Below are 16,438 nucleotides of genomic sequence, written 5' to 3'. Positions count from 1 at the left end.
ACCCTCATGCCCGCACTGCTGATCATCGCGATCATCGTCGGCCTCGTCCTGCTCTTCAGCGGCATCTTCGTCGGTGCGCTGAAGTTCCTGCTCTGGGTGGGCATCGTGCTCATCCTGCTGGCGGTCATCGGCTGGCTCCTCCGGAGCATCCGCGGTCGCGCGTAGCGTCGGCCGGTCACGTCGGACGTGACCACGGACGGACGGGAGGCCCGGTACCAGCTGGTACCGGGCCTCCCGTCCGTCCGTCGGTCGCCGGATCGGCGCTACACGGCCTGGCGACCCGGGGTCGCCTCGAGCAGGTGGGCGAGGTGCGGCGGCACCGTGCCCCCGCGCGCAACGGTGGCGCGCGCCCACAGCCGGCCCGCCCGGTAGGACGAGCGCACGAGCGGACCGGCGAGCACACCCGCGAAGCCGATGTCCTCGGCGATCTCGCGCAGGTCGACGAACTCCTCCGGCGTCACCCACCGCGCGACGGGCAGGTGCCGCGGCGACGGACGGAGGTACTGCGTCAGCGTGATGATGTCGGTACCCGCCTCGTGCAGCTGCTCGAGTGCGTCGACGACCTCGTGCCGTTCCTCGCCCATGCCGAGGATGAGGTTCGACTTCGTCACCAGGCCCGCGTCGCGGCCCTGCGTGAGGACGTCGAGCGAGCGCTCGAAGCGGAACGCGGGCCGGATGCGCTTGAAGATGCGTGGCACGGTCTCGACGTTGTGCGCGAAGACCTCCGGGCGGGCGTCGAACACCTGCCCGAGCTGGTCGGGGCGGCCGTTGAAGTCCGGTACGAGGATCTCGACGCCGGTGCCGGGGGAGTGCTCGTGGACCTGTCGGATGGTCTCCGCGTAGAGCCAGGCGCCGCCGTCGTCGAGGTCGTCCCGGGCGACCCCGGTCACGGTCGCGTACTTGAGGCCCATCGACACGACCGAGTCCGCCACACGCCGGGGTTCGCCCCGGTCGAGCGGGCTCGGCTTACCGGTGTCGATCTGGCAGAAGTCGCAGCGCCGGGTGCACTGCGAGCCGCCGATCAGGAAGGTGGCCTCCCGGTCCTCCCAGCACTCGAAGATGTTCGGGCAGCCGGCCTCCTGGCAGACGGTGTGCAGCTGCTTGTCCCGGACCAGTGCGGAGAGGTCCCGGAACTCCGGGCCCTGCGTCGCGCGGGTCTTGATCCAGGCGGGCTTCGTCTCGATGGGTGTCGCGGCGTTGCGGGCCTCGACCCGGAGCATGCGGCGGCCGTCGGGGGCGAGGGTCATGCGGCGACCTCCTGTCGCGTGGTGCTGCTGATGCGGTGACCGGCGTGCATGCCGTCGACCGCCTGCTGGATCCGCGGCCCGACGAGGGCGGCGACCTCGTCGACCGTGACGTGGCGGCCGGTCGCGCGGCTGAGGGTGGTGACGCCCGCGTCGGCGATGCCGCACGGGACGATCGCGCCGTAGGGGGCGAGGTCGTTGTCGCAGTTGACCGCGATGCCGTGGCTCGAGACGTGCTCAGCGACGTGCAGGCCGATCGCGCCCACCTTGTCGTGCGGGCCGCCGCCCGGTCGGGGCACCCAGACACCGCTGCGCCCGTCGACCCGTCCGGCGGTGACCCCGACCGAGGCCGCCGCGTCGAGGACGACCTGCTCGAGGTCGCGGACCCACGCGACGACGTCGAGCGGGTCGGCGAGCCGGACGATCGGGTAGGCCACGAGCTGCCCCGGCCCGTGCCACGTGATCCGTCCGCCCCGGTCGACGTCGATGACCGGGGACCCGTCGGTCGGCAGGTCAGCGGCTTCGGTGCGGCGCCCGGCCGTGTAGACGCTCGGGTGCTCGCAGAGCACGACGACGCCGGGGGAGCGGCCGGCGACGACGTCGGCGTGGAACGACCGCTGGACGGCGAGGCCCTCCTCGTAGTCGAGGAGCCCGGGCCAGCGGATGATCTCGAGCTGGGGCACGTCGAGCACGCTACCCCGGTTCCTGGACGCAGTCCAACAACCGGTTCGTGGGCGGTCCGGGGCGGTCGGAGGTGGCCCTGTAGAATCGTCGGACCATGGCACAATTCGGCTCACTCTCCGATCGGCTGACCGAGACCTTCCGCAACCTGCGGAGCAAGGGTCGTCTGTCCCCGTCCGACGTCGACGGCACCGTCCGCGAGATCCGCCGGGCCCTGCTCGACGCGGACGTCGCGCTCGAGGTCGTCAAGGCCTTCACCGCCTCGGTGCGGGAACGTGCGCTCTCGGACGAGGTCAACAAGGCGCTCAACCCCGCGCAGCAGGTCGTCCAGATCGTCAACGAGGAACTCGTCGGCATCCTCGGCGGCCAGCAGCGCCGACTCGAGTTCGCGAAGCGACCGCCGACCGTGATCATGCTCGCGGGCCTCCAGGGCGCCGGCAAGACGACGCTCGCGGGCAAGCTCGGCAAGTGGCTCAAGAAGGACGGCCACACGCCGATGCTCGTCGCGGCGGACCTCCAGCGTCCCAACGCCGTGCAGCAGCTCCAGGTCGTGGGCGAGCAGGCCGGCGTGCACGTGTTCGCTCCCGAGCCCGGCAACGGCGTCGGCGACCCGGTCAAGGTCGCGAAGAACGCGATCAAGGCCGCGGTCGACCAGCAGTACGACACCGTCATCGTGGACACCGCCGGTCGACTCGGTGTCGACGCCGAGCTCATGAAGCAGGCGGCGAACATCCGCAAGGCCGTCGACCCGGACGAGGTCCTGTTCGTCATCGACGCGATGATCGGTCAGGACGCCGTCGCGACCGCTCGCGCCTTCCAGGAGGGCGTCGACTTCACCGGTGTCGTCCTGTCCAAGCTCGACGGCGACGCCCGCGGTGGTGCGGCCCTGTCGGTCGCCAGCGTCACGGGCCGCCCGATCATGTTCGCGTCCACGGGCGAGGGGCTCGACGACTTCGAGCCGTTCCACCCGGACCGCATGGCGAGCCGCATCCTCGACCTCGGCGACATCCTGTCGCTCATCGAGCAGGCGCAGTCCGCGTTCGACGAGGACGAGGCGCGCAAGGTCGCCGAGAAGATCGCGACCGACTCGTTCACGCTGAACGACTTCCTCGCGCAGATGCAGCAGCTCCGCAAGGCCGGCTCGATCAAGGGCATGCTCGGCATGCTCCCGGGCGCCAAGGGCATGCGCGAGGCGCTCGACAACTTCGACGAGAGCGAGATCGTCCGGACCGAGGCGATCATCCAGTCGATGACGAAGCAGGAGCGCGAGCTCCCGAAGCTCCTCAACGGCTCGCGTCGACTCCGCATCGCGAAGGGTTCCGGCACCACGGTGACCGAGGTCAACGCGCTCGTCAACCGCTTCGAGCAGGCAGCGAAGATGATGCGCACCGTCGCCCGTGGTGGCGTGCCGCAGATGCCGGGCATGGGGCCGATCCCGGGCATGCACGGCGGCAAGAAGAAGCAGCAGCAGGGCGGCGCCAAGAAGAAGAAGGTCGGCAACCCCGCCAAGCGCGCGGCGCTCGCGTCGGGTGCGGCGGCGCAGCCGCAGCAGCAGGCACCCACCGGGTCCGGTCTCGGACTCGGCGGTCCGAAGGGCGGCAAGGCGCCCACCGAGGAAGAGCTGGCCAGCCTGCAGAAGTTCCTCGGCCGCTAGACGCGACCCATGACGGACGGGAGGCCCGGTACCAGCTGGTACCGGGCCTCCCGTCCGTTCCGTGGTGTCGTCTAGAGCGACTCCCGCAGCTCCGTCACCAGGTGGCGGACCACCGCGCGGAGGTCCCCGCCGTTCTCCTGCGCCACCCGCAGCTGCCGCTGGTACGACGCGCCGTCGGCGATCATCGTGTCCAGGTGGTGCAGCTCCTGCTGGCAGCCCAGACGGTCGGCGATCGGGTCGAGCCGCTGGACCAGGTCGTGGACCTCGTCGGTGACCAGGCGCTCGTGGCCGGCGGCGTCGGTGATGATCTCGGCCTCCATGCCGTATCGGGCCGCGCGCCACTTGTTCTCGCGGATGAACCACGGCTGCATCGACGGCAGCGTCTCGCCGCGGTCGAGGCGGTCCGAGAGCGCGGTGACGAGGCACTGGACGAACGCGGTCACGGCGCCGACCTCGTGGAGGGTCGAGATGCCGTCGGAGACGCGGTTCTCGAGCGTCCCCCACCCCGGCGAAGGGCGGATGTCCCAGCGCAGGTCCTTGAACCCGTCGATCACACCGGTCTTCGTCAGGTCGTCGACGACGGTCTCGAAGCCGGTCCAGTCGTCGATGCCCGGCGGCAGGCCGCCGGTGGGGAGCTGCTGGAACATGAGGGCGCGGTTCGAGGCGTACCCGGTGTCGGTCCCGCCCCAGAACGGACTCGACGCGGTGAACGCCTGCAGGTGCGGGACGTACGCGAGCATCGCGTTCATGATCGGGACCGCCTTGTCGCGGTCGTCGATCCCCACGTGCACGTGCACGCCCCAGATGAGCATCTGCCGACCCCACCAGCGCGTGCGGTCGATCAGCGTGGTGTAGTGCTCGCTGTCCGCCGTGATCTCCTGCTGGTCCCACTGCGCGAACGGGTGGGTGCCGGAGCACATCACCTGCGCGTCGAGCGGTTCGGCGGCGTCGATCACCTCGCCGATGATGCCCGCGAGCTCGCTCGTCGCCCCACCGACGGTGTCGTGCACCCCCGTGACCACCTCGACGGTGTTCGTGAGGAGTTCCTCGGTCACCCGGTCGGGATCGCCGAGGCGCTCCTGCACGGCGGAGAGCACGGCGGGGGCACGGGGCGCGAGGTCGCCGGTGCCGCGGTCGACCAGCGGGAGCTCCCACTCGACGCCGAGGGTCGACGGGCGGGACTCGGTGAAGCGGATGTCCATGGGGCCATCCTGCCCGTCGGCTTGGAGGGTCGGCACAAGGAGTTCGGTCCCGGGCACGTCGTCCGGCAGAGTGGTCGCCATGAGCAGCGTTGCCGTGCCCGACCTCGCAGTCCTCTCCTCGTCCTGGGACCTCGGACCGCTCCACCTGCGGAACCGGGTGGTGATGGGGTCGATGCACACCGGGCTCGAGGTCCTCGACGACGGCGGTGCCGCGATGGCCGCGTTCTACCGCGAGCGCGCGGCGGGCGGCGTCGGCTGCATCGTCACCGGCGGGATCGGGATCAGCGACGAGGCCCGTGGTGGTCCGGACTTCGCGGTGTTCGGCACCGGGGGCGCGGACGAACGGTTCCGGGTCGCCGTCGCGGCCGTGCACGACGAGGGCGGAGCCGTGCTCGCCCAGCTCTTCCACGCCGGCCGGTACGCCCTCGCGAACGGCCTGGTCGACCGGTACGGCCGACCTCAGCGCGTGGTGGCTCCGTCGGCGCTGCCGTGGGCGGCGGCGCGCGGGGTCCAGCCGGTCGCGCTCACCGACGCCGAGGTCCGCCGGACGATCGACGACTTCGCCGCCGCCGCCCGGTCTGCCGCGGCGATCGGCTTCGACGGCGTCGAGATCATGGCGTCCGAGGGCTACCTGGTCAACCAGTTCCAGTCGCCGCTGACGAACCTCCGCGACGACGACTGGGGTGGGGACGCCGAGCGACGCCGCCGCTTCGCGGTCGAGGTCGTCCGGGCCGTCCGCACCGCCGTGCCCGACCTGGCCGTCACGATCCGGCTGTCCGGTGCCGACCTCATGCCCGGGTCGACGACGGACGCCGAGGTCGACGCGCTCGTGCACGACCTGCTGCCGCTGGGCCTCGACGGCATCTCGGTCGGCATCGGTTGGCACGAGTCGCGCACGCCGACCGTGCAGGCAGCGGTGCCGCACGGCGCGTGGCTGGCGTACGCCGAGCGGGTCGCGGGCGTGGTCCGCGGGTCCGCGCACCCAGAGGTGCAGGTGATCGCGTCGAACCGGATGACCGACCTGCGCGACGGCGAGGCGGTGCTCCGCGGCGGGCAGGTCGACGCCGTCGCGCTCGCCCGTCCGTTCCTCGCGGACCCGGACATCGTCCGCCGGTCGCTCGACGGTCGCTTCGACCTGGTGAACACCTGCATCGGCTGCAACCAGGCGTGCCTCGACCACTCCATCGTCGGACGGCCCGTGTCCTGCCTCGTGAACCCCCGCGCCGGCCGCGAGCTGACCATGCCGCTCCGGCCGACCGTCGAGCCGAAGCGCGTCGACGTGGTCGGCGGTGGCCCGGCCGGGCTGGCCGCCGCGGTGGACGCCGCGCGGCGCGGGCACGCCGTGACGCTGTGGGAGGCGACCGACGCCCTCGGCGGGCAGTTCGCCCTGGCCGCGGCGATCCCCGGCAAGGAGGACTACGCCGCGACCGTCCGGGCGGCGCGCGCCGAGCTCGACGACCGCGGGGCGACCGTGCACACCGGCCGTGCCGCCACCGTCGCCGACCTGCTCGACAGCGACGCCGTGGTGCTCGCGGCAGGGGTCGTGCCCCGCGTGCTGGACATCCCGGGCGCCGAGCTGCCCCACGTGGTGTCCTACGAGGACGCCCTGCGCGACGGGGTCCCGCCCGGCACCGTCGCGGTGGTCGGCGGCGGCGGCATCGGGGTCGACACGGCGGCCTTCCTGGTCGAGTCGCCCGACGAGGCGGTGCGCGCGGCGGAGTTCGCGGCGCGCTGGGACGTCACCGTCGCCGACGACCTGGTCGGCGACGTCCCGCAACGGCTTCCCGCGGTGGCACGGACGCTCCGCCCCGGCGCCGACGTCACGGTGCTCCGTCGGTCCGGGAAGTTCGGCCAGGGGATCGGCATCACCTCGCGCTGGGTGGCGGTCGGACGACTGCGCGACGCCGGGGTGCGGATGGTCGGCGGGGTGCAGGAGTACCTGCGCATCGAGCCCGGGACGCTGTGGATCCGGGACGAGGACGGTCGGGAGACCGCGGTACCGGCCGACCACGTCGTCGTGTGCGCCGGGCAGGAACGTGCACCCGCGGTCGAGGGCGACGAGGCCGAGGACGCGTCGGGGGTCGCCGTCGCAGGGGGAGGGCTCGCACCGGGCCTGGCCGCCGCGGGGGTGCCGTACGCCGTCGTCGGCGGTGCCCGGGACGCCAGGAGCGTCGACGCGGTCCGTGCCACGAGCGAGGCGATCGAGGCCGTGCGCGCCCTCGCACCGTGACGACACGGCGGCCACGGCGCGTCCCGGCTCGCTTCTCCGGCGGAAACCTGCAAGAATGAACGGTCGAATCGCGTCTGCTCGACCCTCTATCCAGCAGGTCGCGACTTCCTTCGAGCTTCCACCGCGCGTGCCCCCACGCCCGCGGTTCCGGTTCAACCACAACAACACGCAACAGGAGTAATTGTGGCTGTCAAGATCCGTCTCAAGCGTCTCGGCAAGATCCGTGCGCCCTACTACCGCATCGTCGTCGCCGACTCGCGCACCAAGCGCGACGGTCGTGTGATCGAGGAGATCGGTCAGTACCACCCGACCGAGGAGCCCTCGGTCATCAAGATCGAGTCCGAGCGTGCGCTCTACTGGCTCGGCGTCGGCGCGCAGCCGACCGAGCAGGTCGCGGCGCTCCTCAAGCTCACCGGCGACTGGGGCAAGTTCAAGGGCGAGGGCAACACCGAGTCCACCGTCAAGGTCGCCGAGCCGAAGCAGGCCTTCGTCGCGGACACCGCCAAGAAGGCCGTCCTGAAGCCGAAGTCGGAGAAGACGGCCCCCGCCGCCGCTCCGGCCGAGTCGGCCGACGACGCCGCAGAGACGACCGAGGCCTGATTCCTTGCTCGACTCTGCGCTGACGCACCTCGTCAAGGGGATCGTCGATCACCCGGACGACGTCCGCGTCGCCAGTTCCACCTCTGCGCGTGGCGAGGTCCTCGAGGTGCGTGTGCACCCCGAGGACCTCGGTCGCGTGATCGGTCGCGCCGGACGGACCGCAAAGGCGCTCCGCACCCTCGTCTCGGCTCTCGCCGACGGCAAGCGGGTGCGGGTCGACGTGGTCGACACCGATTCCTAGGGAGACGACCCAACTCCGGGTGGGTCGCATCACGAAGGCGCACGGGCTCAAGGGCGGCATCAAGCTCGAGCTCTACACCGACGACCCGGATCGTCGGTTCACGCCGGGGGCGGAGTTCACGCTCCAGGTCCCCTCGGACTCGCCGTGGTCGGGCAAGACCCTGACCATCGACGAGCTCCGCTGGTACAACGGCCACCCGGTCGCCTTCTTCGAGGGCGTCGCGGACCGCACTGCCGCTGAGACCCTCGCGCGGGCGATCCTCTGGGTCGAGCAGGACGCCGACGCCGAGACCGGTGAGGACGACGCCTGGTACGACCACCAGCTGGTCGGCTTGCGCGTGCTCCGCGACGGCGTCGAGGTCGGCACGGTCGCCCGCGTCGACCACCTGCCCGCGCAGGACCTGCTCGCGATCGACACCCCCTCCCGCGGCGAGGTCCTGGTGCCGTTCGTCTCGGCCATCGTGCCGACGGTCGACATCACGGCCGGGACCGTCACGGTGACGCCCCCGACGGGACTGTTCGAGGACCCCGAGGACACCTCGCGGCCCGAGACGGTCACACCGACCGACCGCGAGGGCTGATCGTGCGCATCGACATCGTCACGATCTTCCCGGAGTTCTTCTCCGTCCTCGACGTCTCGCTGCTCGGCAAGGCCCGCTCGGACGGGCTGCTCGACGTGCACGTGCACGACCTGCGGCACTGGACGACCGACCGGCACCGCACGGTCGACGACACCCCGTACGGCGGTGGCGCGGGCATGGTGATGAAGCCCGAGCCGTGGGCGCAGGCGCTCTCGTCGATCCTGCGCGAGGACGGTTCGTCGACGCTCGTCGTCCCTACGCCGGCCGGCACCCCCTTCCGTCAGTCGATCGCCCGGTCGCTCGCGTCCGAGCACGACCACCTCGTGTTCGCCTGCGGGCGGTACGAGGGCATCGATGCCCGCGTCTTCGCGTGGGCGGCCGAGCGGTGCTCGGTCGTCGAGCTCTCGCTCGGTGACTACGTGCTGAACGGCGGCGAGGTCGCGGCCATGGCGATGATCGAGGCGGTCGGCCGTCTCGTCCCCGGGGTCGTCGGCAACCCGGAGTCACTCGTCGAGGAGTCCCACGAGGACGGCCTGCTCGAGTACCCGTCGTACACGAAGCCGGCCCTCTGGCGGGACCTCGAGGTGCCTGACGTCCTGCTCAGCGGGCACCACGCGCGCGTCGCCGCCTGGCGGCACGAGCAGCAGGTGGAGCGGACCCGTCGCGTCCGCCCGGACCTGCTGCCCGACGCGTAGCGCCGGCCGCATCGCCGCGGTGCCGGCGCCTCCGGCAGTGGTGCTCCGCGCCGTTCCGGTCGCACGACGTGCCGCCGGCGCACGTTCCGGTCGCGCGACGTGCCGCCGGGCTGGATCGTGAGCGGCAGGTCGCGCGACGAGGGCGCCCGCGTCCCGACGGATGGATGGACGAACGGACGGGAGGCGCGGGGCGGGGTCGCGCCGCGCCTCCCGGCCGTCAGGCGGTCGCCTCGGTGCGCTGGGCGCGTCGCAGGGTGAGCACCTCGGGACCGTCGTCGGTGACCGCCACGGTGTGCTCGACGTGCGCGGCACGGGATCCGTCGACGCTCTTCAGCGTCCAGCCGTCCTCGTCCTGCACGAGTTCGTCGGTGCCCTGCATGAGCCACGGCTCGATCGCGACCACGAGGCCCGTGCGGAGCTTCAGGCCGCGGCCGGGGCGGCCGTCGTTCGGCACGTGCGGGTCACCGTGCATCGTGCGGCCGACGCCGTGCCCACCGAACTGCGTGTTGACGCTGTAGCCGGCGTCCTTCGCCACCCTGCCGATGGCGTAGGAGACGTCGCCGAGCTTGTTGCCCGGTCGGAACTGCTCGATGCCGGCCAGCAGCGCGCGCTCGACCGTCCCGACGAGTCGCTGGTCCTCGTCGCGGGCCGTGCCCACCTGCACCGTGACGGCGGAGTCCGCCACCCAGCCGTCGACGCTCGCGGCGAAGTCCAGGCTGACGAGGTCGCCGTCGACGAGCACGCGGTCGTACGGCAGGCCGTGCAGAGCCGCGTCGTTCACCGACGTGCACAGGTTCCGGCCGAAGGGGGAGTTGCCGAACGAGGGGTGGTAGTCGACGTAGCAGCTCACGGCGCCACGGTCGGCGATCATCCGAGCGGCCACGCGGTCGAGGTCGAGCAGGTTCACGCCCACGTCGACGGTCTCGAGCAGCTCGTCGAGGACGTCGGCGACGAACCGTCCGGCGGCGCGCAGGCCCTCCAGCTCGGCGGGGGTGCGGAGTTCGATCATGCGTCCATCCTGGTCGTTTTGCGAGCGGGCTTCCCTGTGGCATGATGGACCGCTGTGCCCTGGCTGGACTCTGCCACGGGGGAGTCGCCGATTCCGGGCACGCACACTTCTTTCCACACACCGATCCGCGGCGACCCGTGCGCGTCCGCAGAGAGTGAACGAACATGCAGCTCCTCGACCACGTCGACGCAGCGTCCCTGCGCACCGACGTCCCGGACTTCCGCCCCGGCGACACCATCAAGGTGCACGTCAACATCATCGAAGGCACGCGCTCGCGTGTCCAGGTGTTCCAGGGTGTCGTCATCGCCCGCCAGGGCCACGGCCTCGGCGAGACCTTCAAGGTCCGCAAGGTGAGCTTCCAGGTCGGCGTCGAGCGCTGGTTCCCGGTGCACTCGCCGATCATCGACCACATCGAGGTCGTCACCCGCGGTGACGTCCGTCGCGCGAAGCTCTACTACCTGCGCGAGCTCCGCGGCAAGGCGGCCCGCCGCAAGATCAAGGAGAAGCGCGACGCCTGATCGCCTTCACAGTGAGGGCCCGCGAGCCGGGTTCCACTGGACGCCCCCCGCCGATGTACGGTTGTGCATCGACGGGGGGCTTTCCCGTTGTGCGCGCTCCACGGAGCGCAGGGTCTTCCACGTCCGACGAGTGCGGGTGTGGGTCGGCACGCTGGTCGAGCGTGCATGTGAACGAGAGCGGACATGACGGACACCACCGAAGGATCGGGACGCCGCCCACGGGCTGAGCACAAGGGCAACGGCGTCCTGACGTTCCTGCGGGACCTCGTCATCATCTTCCTCGCGGCACTGCTCGTCTCGTTCCTCGTCAAGACGTTCCTGATCCGGTCGTTCTACATCCCGTCGGAGTCGATGGAGAACACCCTGCAGGTGAACGACCGGGTGATCGTCAACGAGCTCGTGCCGGACGTGGTGTCGCTCAAGCGCGGTGACGTCGTGGTCTTCAAGGACCCGGGCGGTTGGTTGACCGGCACGAACGTGCCGGGCGTCGCGCCGACCACGCAGCCGGCGAAGGCGATCGACTGGCTCCTCACCCAGGTCGGTCTCGGGACCGGCGACAGCGACGACCACCTCATCAAGCGGGTCATCGGCCTGCCGGGGGACAAGGTCACGTGCTGCAACGACCTCGGGCAGATGTCCGTGAACGGCGTGCCCATCAAGGAGCCGTACACGCTGCTGCCGAGCGGCGCCCCGGCGTCGGCCGACCCGTTCTCGGTGACCGTCCCCGAGGGCACGATCTGGGTGATGGGCGACAACCGCAACGACTCGAAGGACTCGCGCTACAACCGCGACACCCCGTCGAAGGGCTTCGTGCCGCTGTCGGACGTCACCGGCAGGGCGTTCGTCATCTCGTGGCCCACGAGCCGCTGGACGTGGCTCGACGACTACCCCGACGTGTTCGCGGGTGTGGAGGAGAAGGACCGGTGACCCCGGTCCGGCCATCGCTCCGGGTCGAGAAGAAGCTGCTCGGCTCCGGTCGCGTGACCGTGATCGGCATGGACGAGGTCGGCCGTGGGGCGATCGCCGGTCCGGTGGCCGTCGGGGTCGCGGCGGTGACGATCGACATCGGACGCGTGCCCCAGGGGCTCGCCGACTCGAAACTGCTGTCAGCCGCTCGGCGCACCGAGCTCGAGCCCGTCGTCCGACGGTGGGCACGGACCGCCGTGGGCATGGCGACGGCGGTCGTGGTCGACCAGCAGGGGATCGTCCCCGCGCTCGGCCAGGCCGGTGCGGCGGCGCTCGGCGCGCTCGTCGACGACGGGCTGTGCCTCGACGACGCCGTCGTGGTGCTGGACGGCTCGTTCGACTGGTTGTCCCGTGCCGTCCCCACAGCACTGGTCCCGTCCGCCCGGCCGCTCGACGTCGTGGTGCGCGTGAAGGCGGACCGCGACTGCGCCTCCGTCGCCGCAGCGTCCGTGGTGGCGAAGGTCGAGCGCGACGCCCTGATGGTCGCTGCGCACGAGGGGGCTCCGCACTACGGGTGGGCGTCGAACAAGGGGTACGGGTCCACGGCGCACTACGACGGGATCCGGTCCGTCGGGGCGCACGCGCTGCACCGGAAGAGCTGGCTGCACCAGGCGTCGAGCGTCGCCCTGGACGGGTTCGACGAGCTGGCCGTCACCGGCTGACCCACCTCGTCGTCCATCGTCGGTCGGCTCGCCGTAGACTGTGCGGGCGATGGATGACGACGAATTCGACGACTACGACCGCGAGGTCGAACTTGCCCTGTACCGCGAGTACCGCGACGTCGTGTCGCAGTTCCGGTACGTGGTCGAGACCGAGCGGCGGTTCTACCTGGCGAACGAGGTCGACCTCGTCCGCCGTGACACCGAGCACGACTTCTACTTCGAGCTCACGATGAACGACGTGTGGGTGTGGGACGTCTACCGTTCCGACCGGTTCGTGAAGTCCGTGCGTGTCCTCACGTTCAAGGACGTGAACGTCGAGGAACTCACGTCGCGGGAACTCGAACTGCCCAAGGAACTCGCACTCGACGAGTGATCCACAGCTTTTCTGGAATTGCGACTCGGGCTTCTTCCGACGACATTCCCGCAATTGTCGCGCTACGGTGGTGGTGAAGCTTTTCCCGTGACCCACCGTCACGGGGATCACCACCCCTCGACCCAGGAGCACGACATGGCACAGAAGGTCACCGTCCAGCTCGTCGACGACCTCGACGATTCGCCCATCGCCGCCGGCGAAGGCCGCACCGTGGAATTCGCGTTCGACGGTTCGAACTACGAGATCGACCTGTCCGACGACAACGTGGACAAGTTCCGCGAAGCGATCTCGGACTACGTCGCAGCGGCACGGAAGGTCTCCGGTCGTCGTTCCGGTGGCAGCAGCGGTTCCGCGCCGAAGTCCGCGCCCAAGCGCGGGAACTCCGAGGAACTCGCGAAGATCCGCGACTGGGCGAAGGAGAACGGGTACGAGGTCTCGAGCCGCGGCCGTATCTCGACCCAGGTGCAGGAAGCGTACGCAGCCGCGCACTGACGCACGACCTCACGAGACCCCGGATGTCCTGACGACATCCGGGGTCTCGTCATTCCTGCACAACATTTCCATCAAGAGTGCTCATCCACAGTTCCGCCATCCGACCGACGGCGCCGGTTGCATTGCCGCATCGTCGTCGGTGGAGGCGACGACATGGAACGACGAACACTCGGGCAGTACGGCGAGGACCGCGCGGTGGAATGGCTCACGGCGCGCGGGTACCGATTGGTGGAACGGAACTGGCGGTGCGCACGCGGCGAGGTCGACGTGGTCGCCTGGCACGGGCGGACACTCGTGTTCATCGAGGTCAAGACGCGAGCGGGCACGGCGACCGGGCACCCGTTCGAGGCGATCACCACGGCGAAGACCGCGCGCCTCCGACGGCTGGTGCCGATGTGGTTCGCGGCGCATCCCGACACGCACGCCCCGGCGGTCCGTCTCGATGCGCTGGCGGTGCACGTGGCCGGTGACCGGCACGGCATCGAGCACCTGACGGGGATCCTGTGACCGGCATCGGTCGGTCCGCCGCGGTCGCCCTGCTCGGCGTGACCGGACGGCGGATCGAGGTCGAGGCGCACCTGACGAGCCAGCTGCCCGCCTTCAGCATCATCGGACTGCCGGACACCTCGTTGGGCGAGGCCCGAGAGCGGGTCCGGGCCGCAGCGGCGAACGCCGGGGCGCCCCTGCCGGCCCGGCGGATCACGGTCAACCTGACGCCGGCGGCGATCCCGAAGCGCGGATCGGGCTTCGACCTGGCGATCGCCATGGCGGTGCTCGCCGGCGCGGACGTCGCGCCCTGCGTGAGCGAACGGGTCGTGTACATCGGGGAGCTCGGGCTCGACGGGCGACTCCGGCCCGTACCCGGGGTCGTGCCGATGCTGCTCGCGGCACGGGACGCCGGAGCCGAGCGGGTGGTGCTCCCCACGGGGAACGCCGAGGAGGCCCGGTTCGTGCGCGGTGTCGACGTCCGCGCCGTGGACTCGCTCCGTGCCGCCGCGATCGACGCCGGGGCGCTCCTCCCGCCGGTCGAGGTCGACCCGGTCGCCGCACCGCCGGTCCTCCCCGAGCGATCACCCGTCGCCGAGCTGGCCGAGGTCGTGGGCAACCCCACCGGCGTCCGTGCCCTCGTCGCGGCGGCCGCCGGCGGACACCACGCCCTGCTCGTGGGACCGCCGGGCGCCGGCAAGACGATGCTCGCGGAACGGCTGCCGGGTCTGCTACCGGACCTCGACGACGACGCGGCGCTCGAGGTCGCGGCGGTCCGGTCGGTCGCCGGGCACGGGGTCGCATCGTGGACCACGAGACCTCCGTGGGAGGCCCCGCACCACTCGGCGTCCGCGGTCTCCCTCATCGGTGGCGGCTCCGGCACGGTCCGACCGGGCGCCGTCTCGCGTGCGACACAGGGCGTGCTGTTCCTCGACGAGGCCCCGGAGTTCCCGCGCGCGGTGCTCGACGCGCTGCGACAGCCCCTGGAGTCCGGACGGATCACGGTGCACCGGGCAGCCGGGGCCGCCGAGTTCCCCGCACGCTGTCAGGTCGTGCTCGCGGCGAACCCGTGTCCGTGCGGCAACGCCGGCTCGATGCGGCAACCGTGCGAGTGCGCTCCGGCCACCGTCCGCCGGTACCTCGGCCGCATGTCCGGGCCGTTGCTCGACCGCATCGACATCCGGGTGCGCGTGCCGCGGGTGACCACCGGCCTGATCCGCGGTGAGGACGGCACGACCCCCAGTACGGCGCAGGCTCGGGCGACCGTCGAGGCGGCACGCCACGCGATGCGCACCAGGCTCGGCGGTACGGGGTGGACCCGGAACGCCGAGGTGTCGGGGGCGTGGCTCCGCGGACCCGGGCGGGTGGACCGGCGGGCGACGACGGCGCTCGACCAGGCGCTCGACCTCGGCACGCTGACGATGCGCGGCTGGGACCGGACGATGCGCCTCGCCTGGACGCTCGCGGACCTGCAGGGGGACGACCGGCCGGGTGAACGGCACGTGCGCGAGGCCCTCGCCCTCCGGAGTGCGCTGTGACCGGGGCGCCCGACCTGCTCGAGACGGTCGCGGTGCTCCTCGGTCGGGCTGTGGCCGACGCGGTGGACCCGGTCGAGGCAGCGGCGCGCGTGGCGTGGTCGGCCGTCGTGGAGCCGGGGGACGCGGTGGCGGGGATGCTCGTCCAGGGGCTCGGGGCCGAGCGCTCGTTCGCGCTCGTCCGGTCGGCGTGCGACGACGGACCCGTGGGCCTGCTCGACTCCTGCATCGACCGGGGTGTCCCGGGGGCTGAGTCCCCGGCACCCTTCGCCCGCACGCTGCGGGTCGCCCTCGAGCGCTGGCGCCCACGGCTCGCCCGGGTCGACGTGCTGACGACGCTCGAGGCCGCGCGCGCGGTCGGTGCGCGGCTCGTCGTGCCGGGCACGGCCGGGTGGCCCACCGGCGTCGACGACCTCGGGCCGCACGCGCCCGTCGTGCTCTGGACGCGGTCGGGGCGTCGGGCCTCCGGTCCTGCCCTGGCCGTCGTCGGCTCGCGGGCGAACACCGTCGCAGGGGCCGAGGCGACCGCGGAGATCGCCTCGGCCGCCGCCGACGCCGGGTGCACGGTGGTGAGCGGTGGGGCCTACGGCATCGACGCGACCGCGCACCGGGTCGCGGTCGCGGCGGGCACGCCGACGGTGGCGGTCCTGGCCGGCGGGATCGACCAGCTCTACCCGACGGGCAACGTCGAACTGCTGCGGAACGTCGCACGGCAGGGCAGCCTGCTGGCCGAGTCCCCGCCGGGTACCCGGCCGACACGGTGGCGGTTCCTCGCGCGGAACCGACTGATCGCGGCGCTGGGTGCGGCGACCGTCGTGGTCGAGGCCGGGGCCCGCTCGGGTGCGTTGAACACGGCGCACCACGCTGCGCAGCTCGGCCGACCCGTGTTCGCCGTCCCAGGGGCGTTCTCGTCGTCGGCGTCGGTCGGGTGCCACCGTCTCGTGGCGCAGGGGCGTGCTCAGATCGTCGTGGGTCCGGGCGACCCCGTCGAGGCCGTCGTCGGACGACGCGGATCCGGGCGAGGACACCCGTCGAGGGACGCTGGGCCGACGCACGCCGACGAGCCGATCGGTGGTCGGCAGGACCCCGAGGTGGTCCGGGTCCTGGACGCATTGGGACGGCGGGCGCTCGGCGAGCAGGAGATCGCCGTGCGCTCGGGCATGTCGGCGGGTGCGGTGGCGGACGCGCTCGCGCTGGCCGAACTGCAGGGGCTCGTCACGCACACCGTCGGCGGGTGGACCAGGTCGTGACGGCGCCGGACGCTTACCCT

The 16,438-nt window shown here is 71.8% G+C and carries 19 protein-coding genes; 15 read left to right on the top strand and 4 right to left on the bottom strand.

Going from position 1 to position 16,438, the window contains the following annotated elements:
* Nucleotides 1–6: 6 nt before the first annotated feature.
* Entirely contained in the window at nt 7–165 is a 159-nt protein-coding gene (locus M3666_RS09925) for a DUF4175 domain-containing protein (RefSeq protein ID WP_137767577.1), read from the top strand.
* A gap of 98 nt (nt 166–263) precedes the next feature.
* Here the strand turns inward: M3666_RS09925 and lipA are convergent, their stop codons facing one another.
* Together lipA and lipB are read right to left on the bottom strand one after the other, a co-directional pair.
* On the bottom strand, nt 264–1,247 hold the full coding sequence (lipA, locus tag M3666_RS09920) for a lipoyl synthase (protein ID WP_209682212.1): 984 nt from the start codon (nt 1,245–1,247) through the stop codon (nt 264–266).
* Nucleotides 1,244–1,927, bottom strand: a complete 684-nt coding sequence (gene lipB / locus M3666_RS09915) for a lipoyl(octanoyl) transferase LipB (protein WP_374109578.1) — start codon at nt 1,925–1,927, stop codon at nt 1,244–1,246. Before lipB ends, lipA begins: the two co-directional genes overlap by 4 nt.
* A 95-nt stretch (nt 1,928–2,022) precedes the next feature.
* Here lipB and ffh point away from each other — a divergent pair, with 95 nt between their 5' ends.
* The gene (gene ffh / locus M3666_RS09910; protein WP_066654840.1) at nt 2,023–3,579 is read left to right on the top strand and encodes a signal recognition particle protein; all 1,557 of its coding nucleotides are present in this window, start codon (nt 2,023–2,025) and stop codon (nt 3,577–3,579) included.
* Nucleotides 3,580–3,650: 71 nt separating this feature from the next.
* Here ffh and M3666_RS09905 read toward each other — a convergent pair whose 3' ends face one another.
* Complete coding sequence (locus tag M3666_RS09905; RefSeq protein ID WP_209682218.1) at nt 3,651–4,781, bottom strand: glutamate--cysteine ligase; 1,131 nt, start codon at nt 4,779–4,781, stop codon at nt 3,651–3,653.
* 79 nt (nt 4,782–4,860) lie between these two features.
* On the opposite strand from M3666_RS09905, the gene M3666_RS09900 reads away from it, so the two are divergent.
* The 5 genes from M3666_RS09900 (at nt 4,861) to trmD (ending at nt 9,127) form a co-directional block, all read left to right on the top strand.
* Nucleotides 4,861–7,011: an FAD-dependent oxidoreductase gene (locus M3666_RS09900; protein ID WP_251155118.1), complete on the top strand. Its 2,151-nt coding sequence runs from the start codon at nt 4,861–4,863 to the stop codon at nt 7,009–7,011.
* A gap of 183 nt (nt 7,012–7,194) precedes the next feature.
* Nucleotides 7,195–7,611, top strand: a complete 417-nt coding sequence (rpsP, locus tag M3666_RS09895) for a 30S ribosomal protein S16 (RefSeq protein WP_066654835.1) — start codon at nt 7,195–7,197, stop codon at nt 7,609–7,611.
* Between the two features lie 4 nt (nt 7,612–7,615).
* Nucleotides 7,616–7,852, top strand: a complete 237-nt coding sequence (locus M3666_RS09890; protein ID WP_058730104.1) for an RNA-binding protein — start codon at nt 7,616–7,618, stop codon at nt 7,850–7,852.
* A gap of 19 nt (nt 7,853–7,871) precedes the next feature.
* On the top strand, nt 7,872–8,432 hold the full coding sequence (gene rimM / locus M3666_RS09885) for a ribosome maturation factor RimM (protein WP_374109577.1): 561 nt from the start codon (nt 7,872–7,874) through the stop codon (nt 8,430–8,432).
* Nucleotides 8,433–8,434: 2 nt separating this feature from the next.
* Nucleotides 8,435–9,127: a tRNA (guanosine(37)-N1)-methyltransferase TrmD gene (trmD, locus tag M3666_RS09880; protein WP_066654831.1), complete on the top strand. Its 693-nt coding sequence runs from the start codon at nt 8,435–8,437 to the stop codon at nt 9,125–9,127.
* A gap of 217 nt (nt 9,128–9,344) precedes the next feature.
* On the opposite strand, the gene map is transcribed toward trmD, so the two are convergent.
* Complete coding sequence (gene map / locus M3666_RS09875; RefSeq protein WP_066654828.1) at nt 9,345–10,136, bottom strand: type I methionyl aminopeptidase; 792 nt, start codon at nt 10,134–10,136, stop codon at nt 9,345–9,347.
* Between the two features lie 164 nt (nt 10,137–10,300).
* Here map and rplS point away from each other — a divergent pair, with 164 nt between their 5' ends.
* The 8 genes from rplS to dprA all read left to right on the top strand — a co-directional run bounded on the left by rplS (nt 10,301) and on the right by dprA (nt 16,418).
* Nucleotides 10,301–10,654 (top strand): 50S ribosomal protein L19, encoded by a 354-nt coding sequence (rplS, locus tag M3666_RS09870; RefSeq protein WP_058730094.1) that lies wholly within the window; start codon nt 10,301–10,303, stop codon nt 10,652–10,654.
* A gap of 183 nt (nt 10,655–10,837) precedes the next feature.
* A complete protein-coding gene (gene lepB / locus M3666_RS09865; RefSeq protein ID WP_066654826.1) occupies nt 10,838–11,581 on the top strand; it encodes a signal peptidase I in 744 nt (247 codons plus the stop codon).
* On the top strand, nt 11,578–12,282 hold the full coding sequence (locus M3666_RS09860; protein ID WP_251155117.1) for a ribonuclease HII: 705 nt from the start codon (nt 11,578–11,580) through the stop codon (nt 12,280–12,282). Before lepB ends, M3666_RS09860 begins: the two co-directional genes overlap by 4 nt.
* Nucleotides 12,283–12,331: 49 nt before the next feature.
* Nucleotides 12,332–12,655: a DUF2469 family protein gene (locus M3666_RS09855; RefSeq protein ID WP_058730091.1), complete on the top strand. Its 324-nt coding sequence runs from the start codon at nt 12,332–12,334 to the stop codon at nt 12,653–12,655.
* 135 nt (nt 12,656–12,790) lie between these two features.
* Nucleotides 12,791–13,147, top strand: coding sequence for an Lsr2 family protein (locus M3666_RS09850; RefSeq protein WP_066654821.1), 357 nt, complete (start codon nt 12,791–12,793; stop codon nt 13,145–13,147).
* Between the two features lie 153 nt (nt 13,148–13,300).
* Nucleotides 13,301–13,654, top strand: a complete 354-nt coding sequence (locus M3666_RS09845) for a YraN family protein (RefSeq protein ID WP_066654820.1) — start codon at nt 13,301–13,303, stop codon at nt 13,652–13,654.
* A complete protein-coding gene (locus M3666_RS09840) occupies nt 13,651–15,171 on the top strand; it encodes a YifB family Mg chelatase-like AAA ATPase (protein WP_251155116.1) in 1,521 nt (506 codons plus the stop codon). The genes M3666_RS09845 and M3666_RS09840 overlap by 4 nt, the downstream gene beginning before the upstream one ends.
* Nucleotides 15,168–16,418, top strand: coding sequence for a DNA-processing protein DprA (gene dprA / locus M3666_RS09835; protein ID WP_066654817.1), 1,251 nt, complete (start codon nt 15,168–15,170; stop codon nt 16,416–16,418). Before M3666_RS09840 ends, dprA begins: the two co-directional genes overlap by 4 nt.
* The last annotated feature ends 20 nt before the right edge of the window (nt 16,419–16,438 follow it).

This window comes from Curtobacterium sp. ODYSSEY 48 V2 (genome assembly GCF_023712625.1).
Lineage (GTDB): Bacteria > Actinomycetota > Actinomycetes > Actinomycetales > Microbacteriaceae > Curtobacterium.
Note: the sequence above shows the minus strand (reverse complement) of the source record. Positions and strands in the feature narration are given on the sequence as shown.

What these genes read in the sequence shown, in the direction of transcription:
- M3666_RS09925 (WP_137767577.1), top strand. Translation starts at nt 7, where the DNA reads ATGCCCGCACTGCTGATCATCGCGATCATCGTCGGCCTCGTCCTGCTC.
- lipA (WP_209682212.1), bottom strand. Translation starts at nt 1,247, where the DNA reads ATGACCCTCGCCCCCGACGGCCGCCGCATGCTCCGGGTCGAGGCCCGC.
- ffh (WP_066654840.1), top strand. Translation starts at nt 2,023, where the DNA reads ATGGCACAATTCGGCTCACTCTCCGATCGGCTGACCGAGACCTTCCGC.
- M3666_RS09905 (WP_209682218.1), bottom strand. Translation starts at nt 4,781, where the DNA reads ATGGACATCCGCTTCACCGAGTCCCGCCCGTCGACCCTCGGCGTCGAG.
- M3666_RS09900 (WP_251155118.1), top strand. Translation starts at nt 4,861, where the DNA reads ATGAGCAGCGTTGCCGTGCCCGACCTCGCAGTCCTCTCCTCGTCCTGG.
- map (WP_066654828.1), bottom strand. Translation starts at nt 10,136, where the DNA reads ATGATCGAACTCCGCACCCCCGCCGAGCTGGAGGGCCTGCGCGCCGCC.
- rplS (WP_058730094.1), top strand. Translation starts at nt 10,301, where the DNA reads ATGCAGCTCCTCGACCACGTCGACGCAGCGTCCCTGCGCACCGACGTC.
- lepB (WP_066654826.1), top strand. Translation starts at nt 10,838, where the DNA reads ATGACGGACACCACCGAAGGATCGGGACGCCGCCCACGGGCTGAGCAC.
- M3666_RS09855 (WP_058730091.1), top strand. Translation starts at nt 12,332, where the DNA reads ATGGATGACGACGAATTCGACGACTACGACCGCGAGGTCGAACTTGCC.
- M3666_RS09850 (WP_066654821.1), top strand. Translation starts at nt 12,791, where the DNA reads ATGGCACAGAAGGTCACCGTCCAGCTCGTCGACGACCTCGACGATTCG.
- M3666_RS09845 (WP_066654820.1), top strand. Translation starts at nt 13,301, where the DNA reads ATGGAACGACGAACACTCGGGCAGTACGGCGAGGACCGCGCGGTGGAA.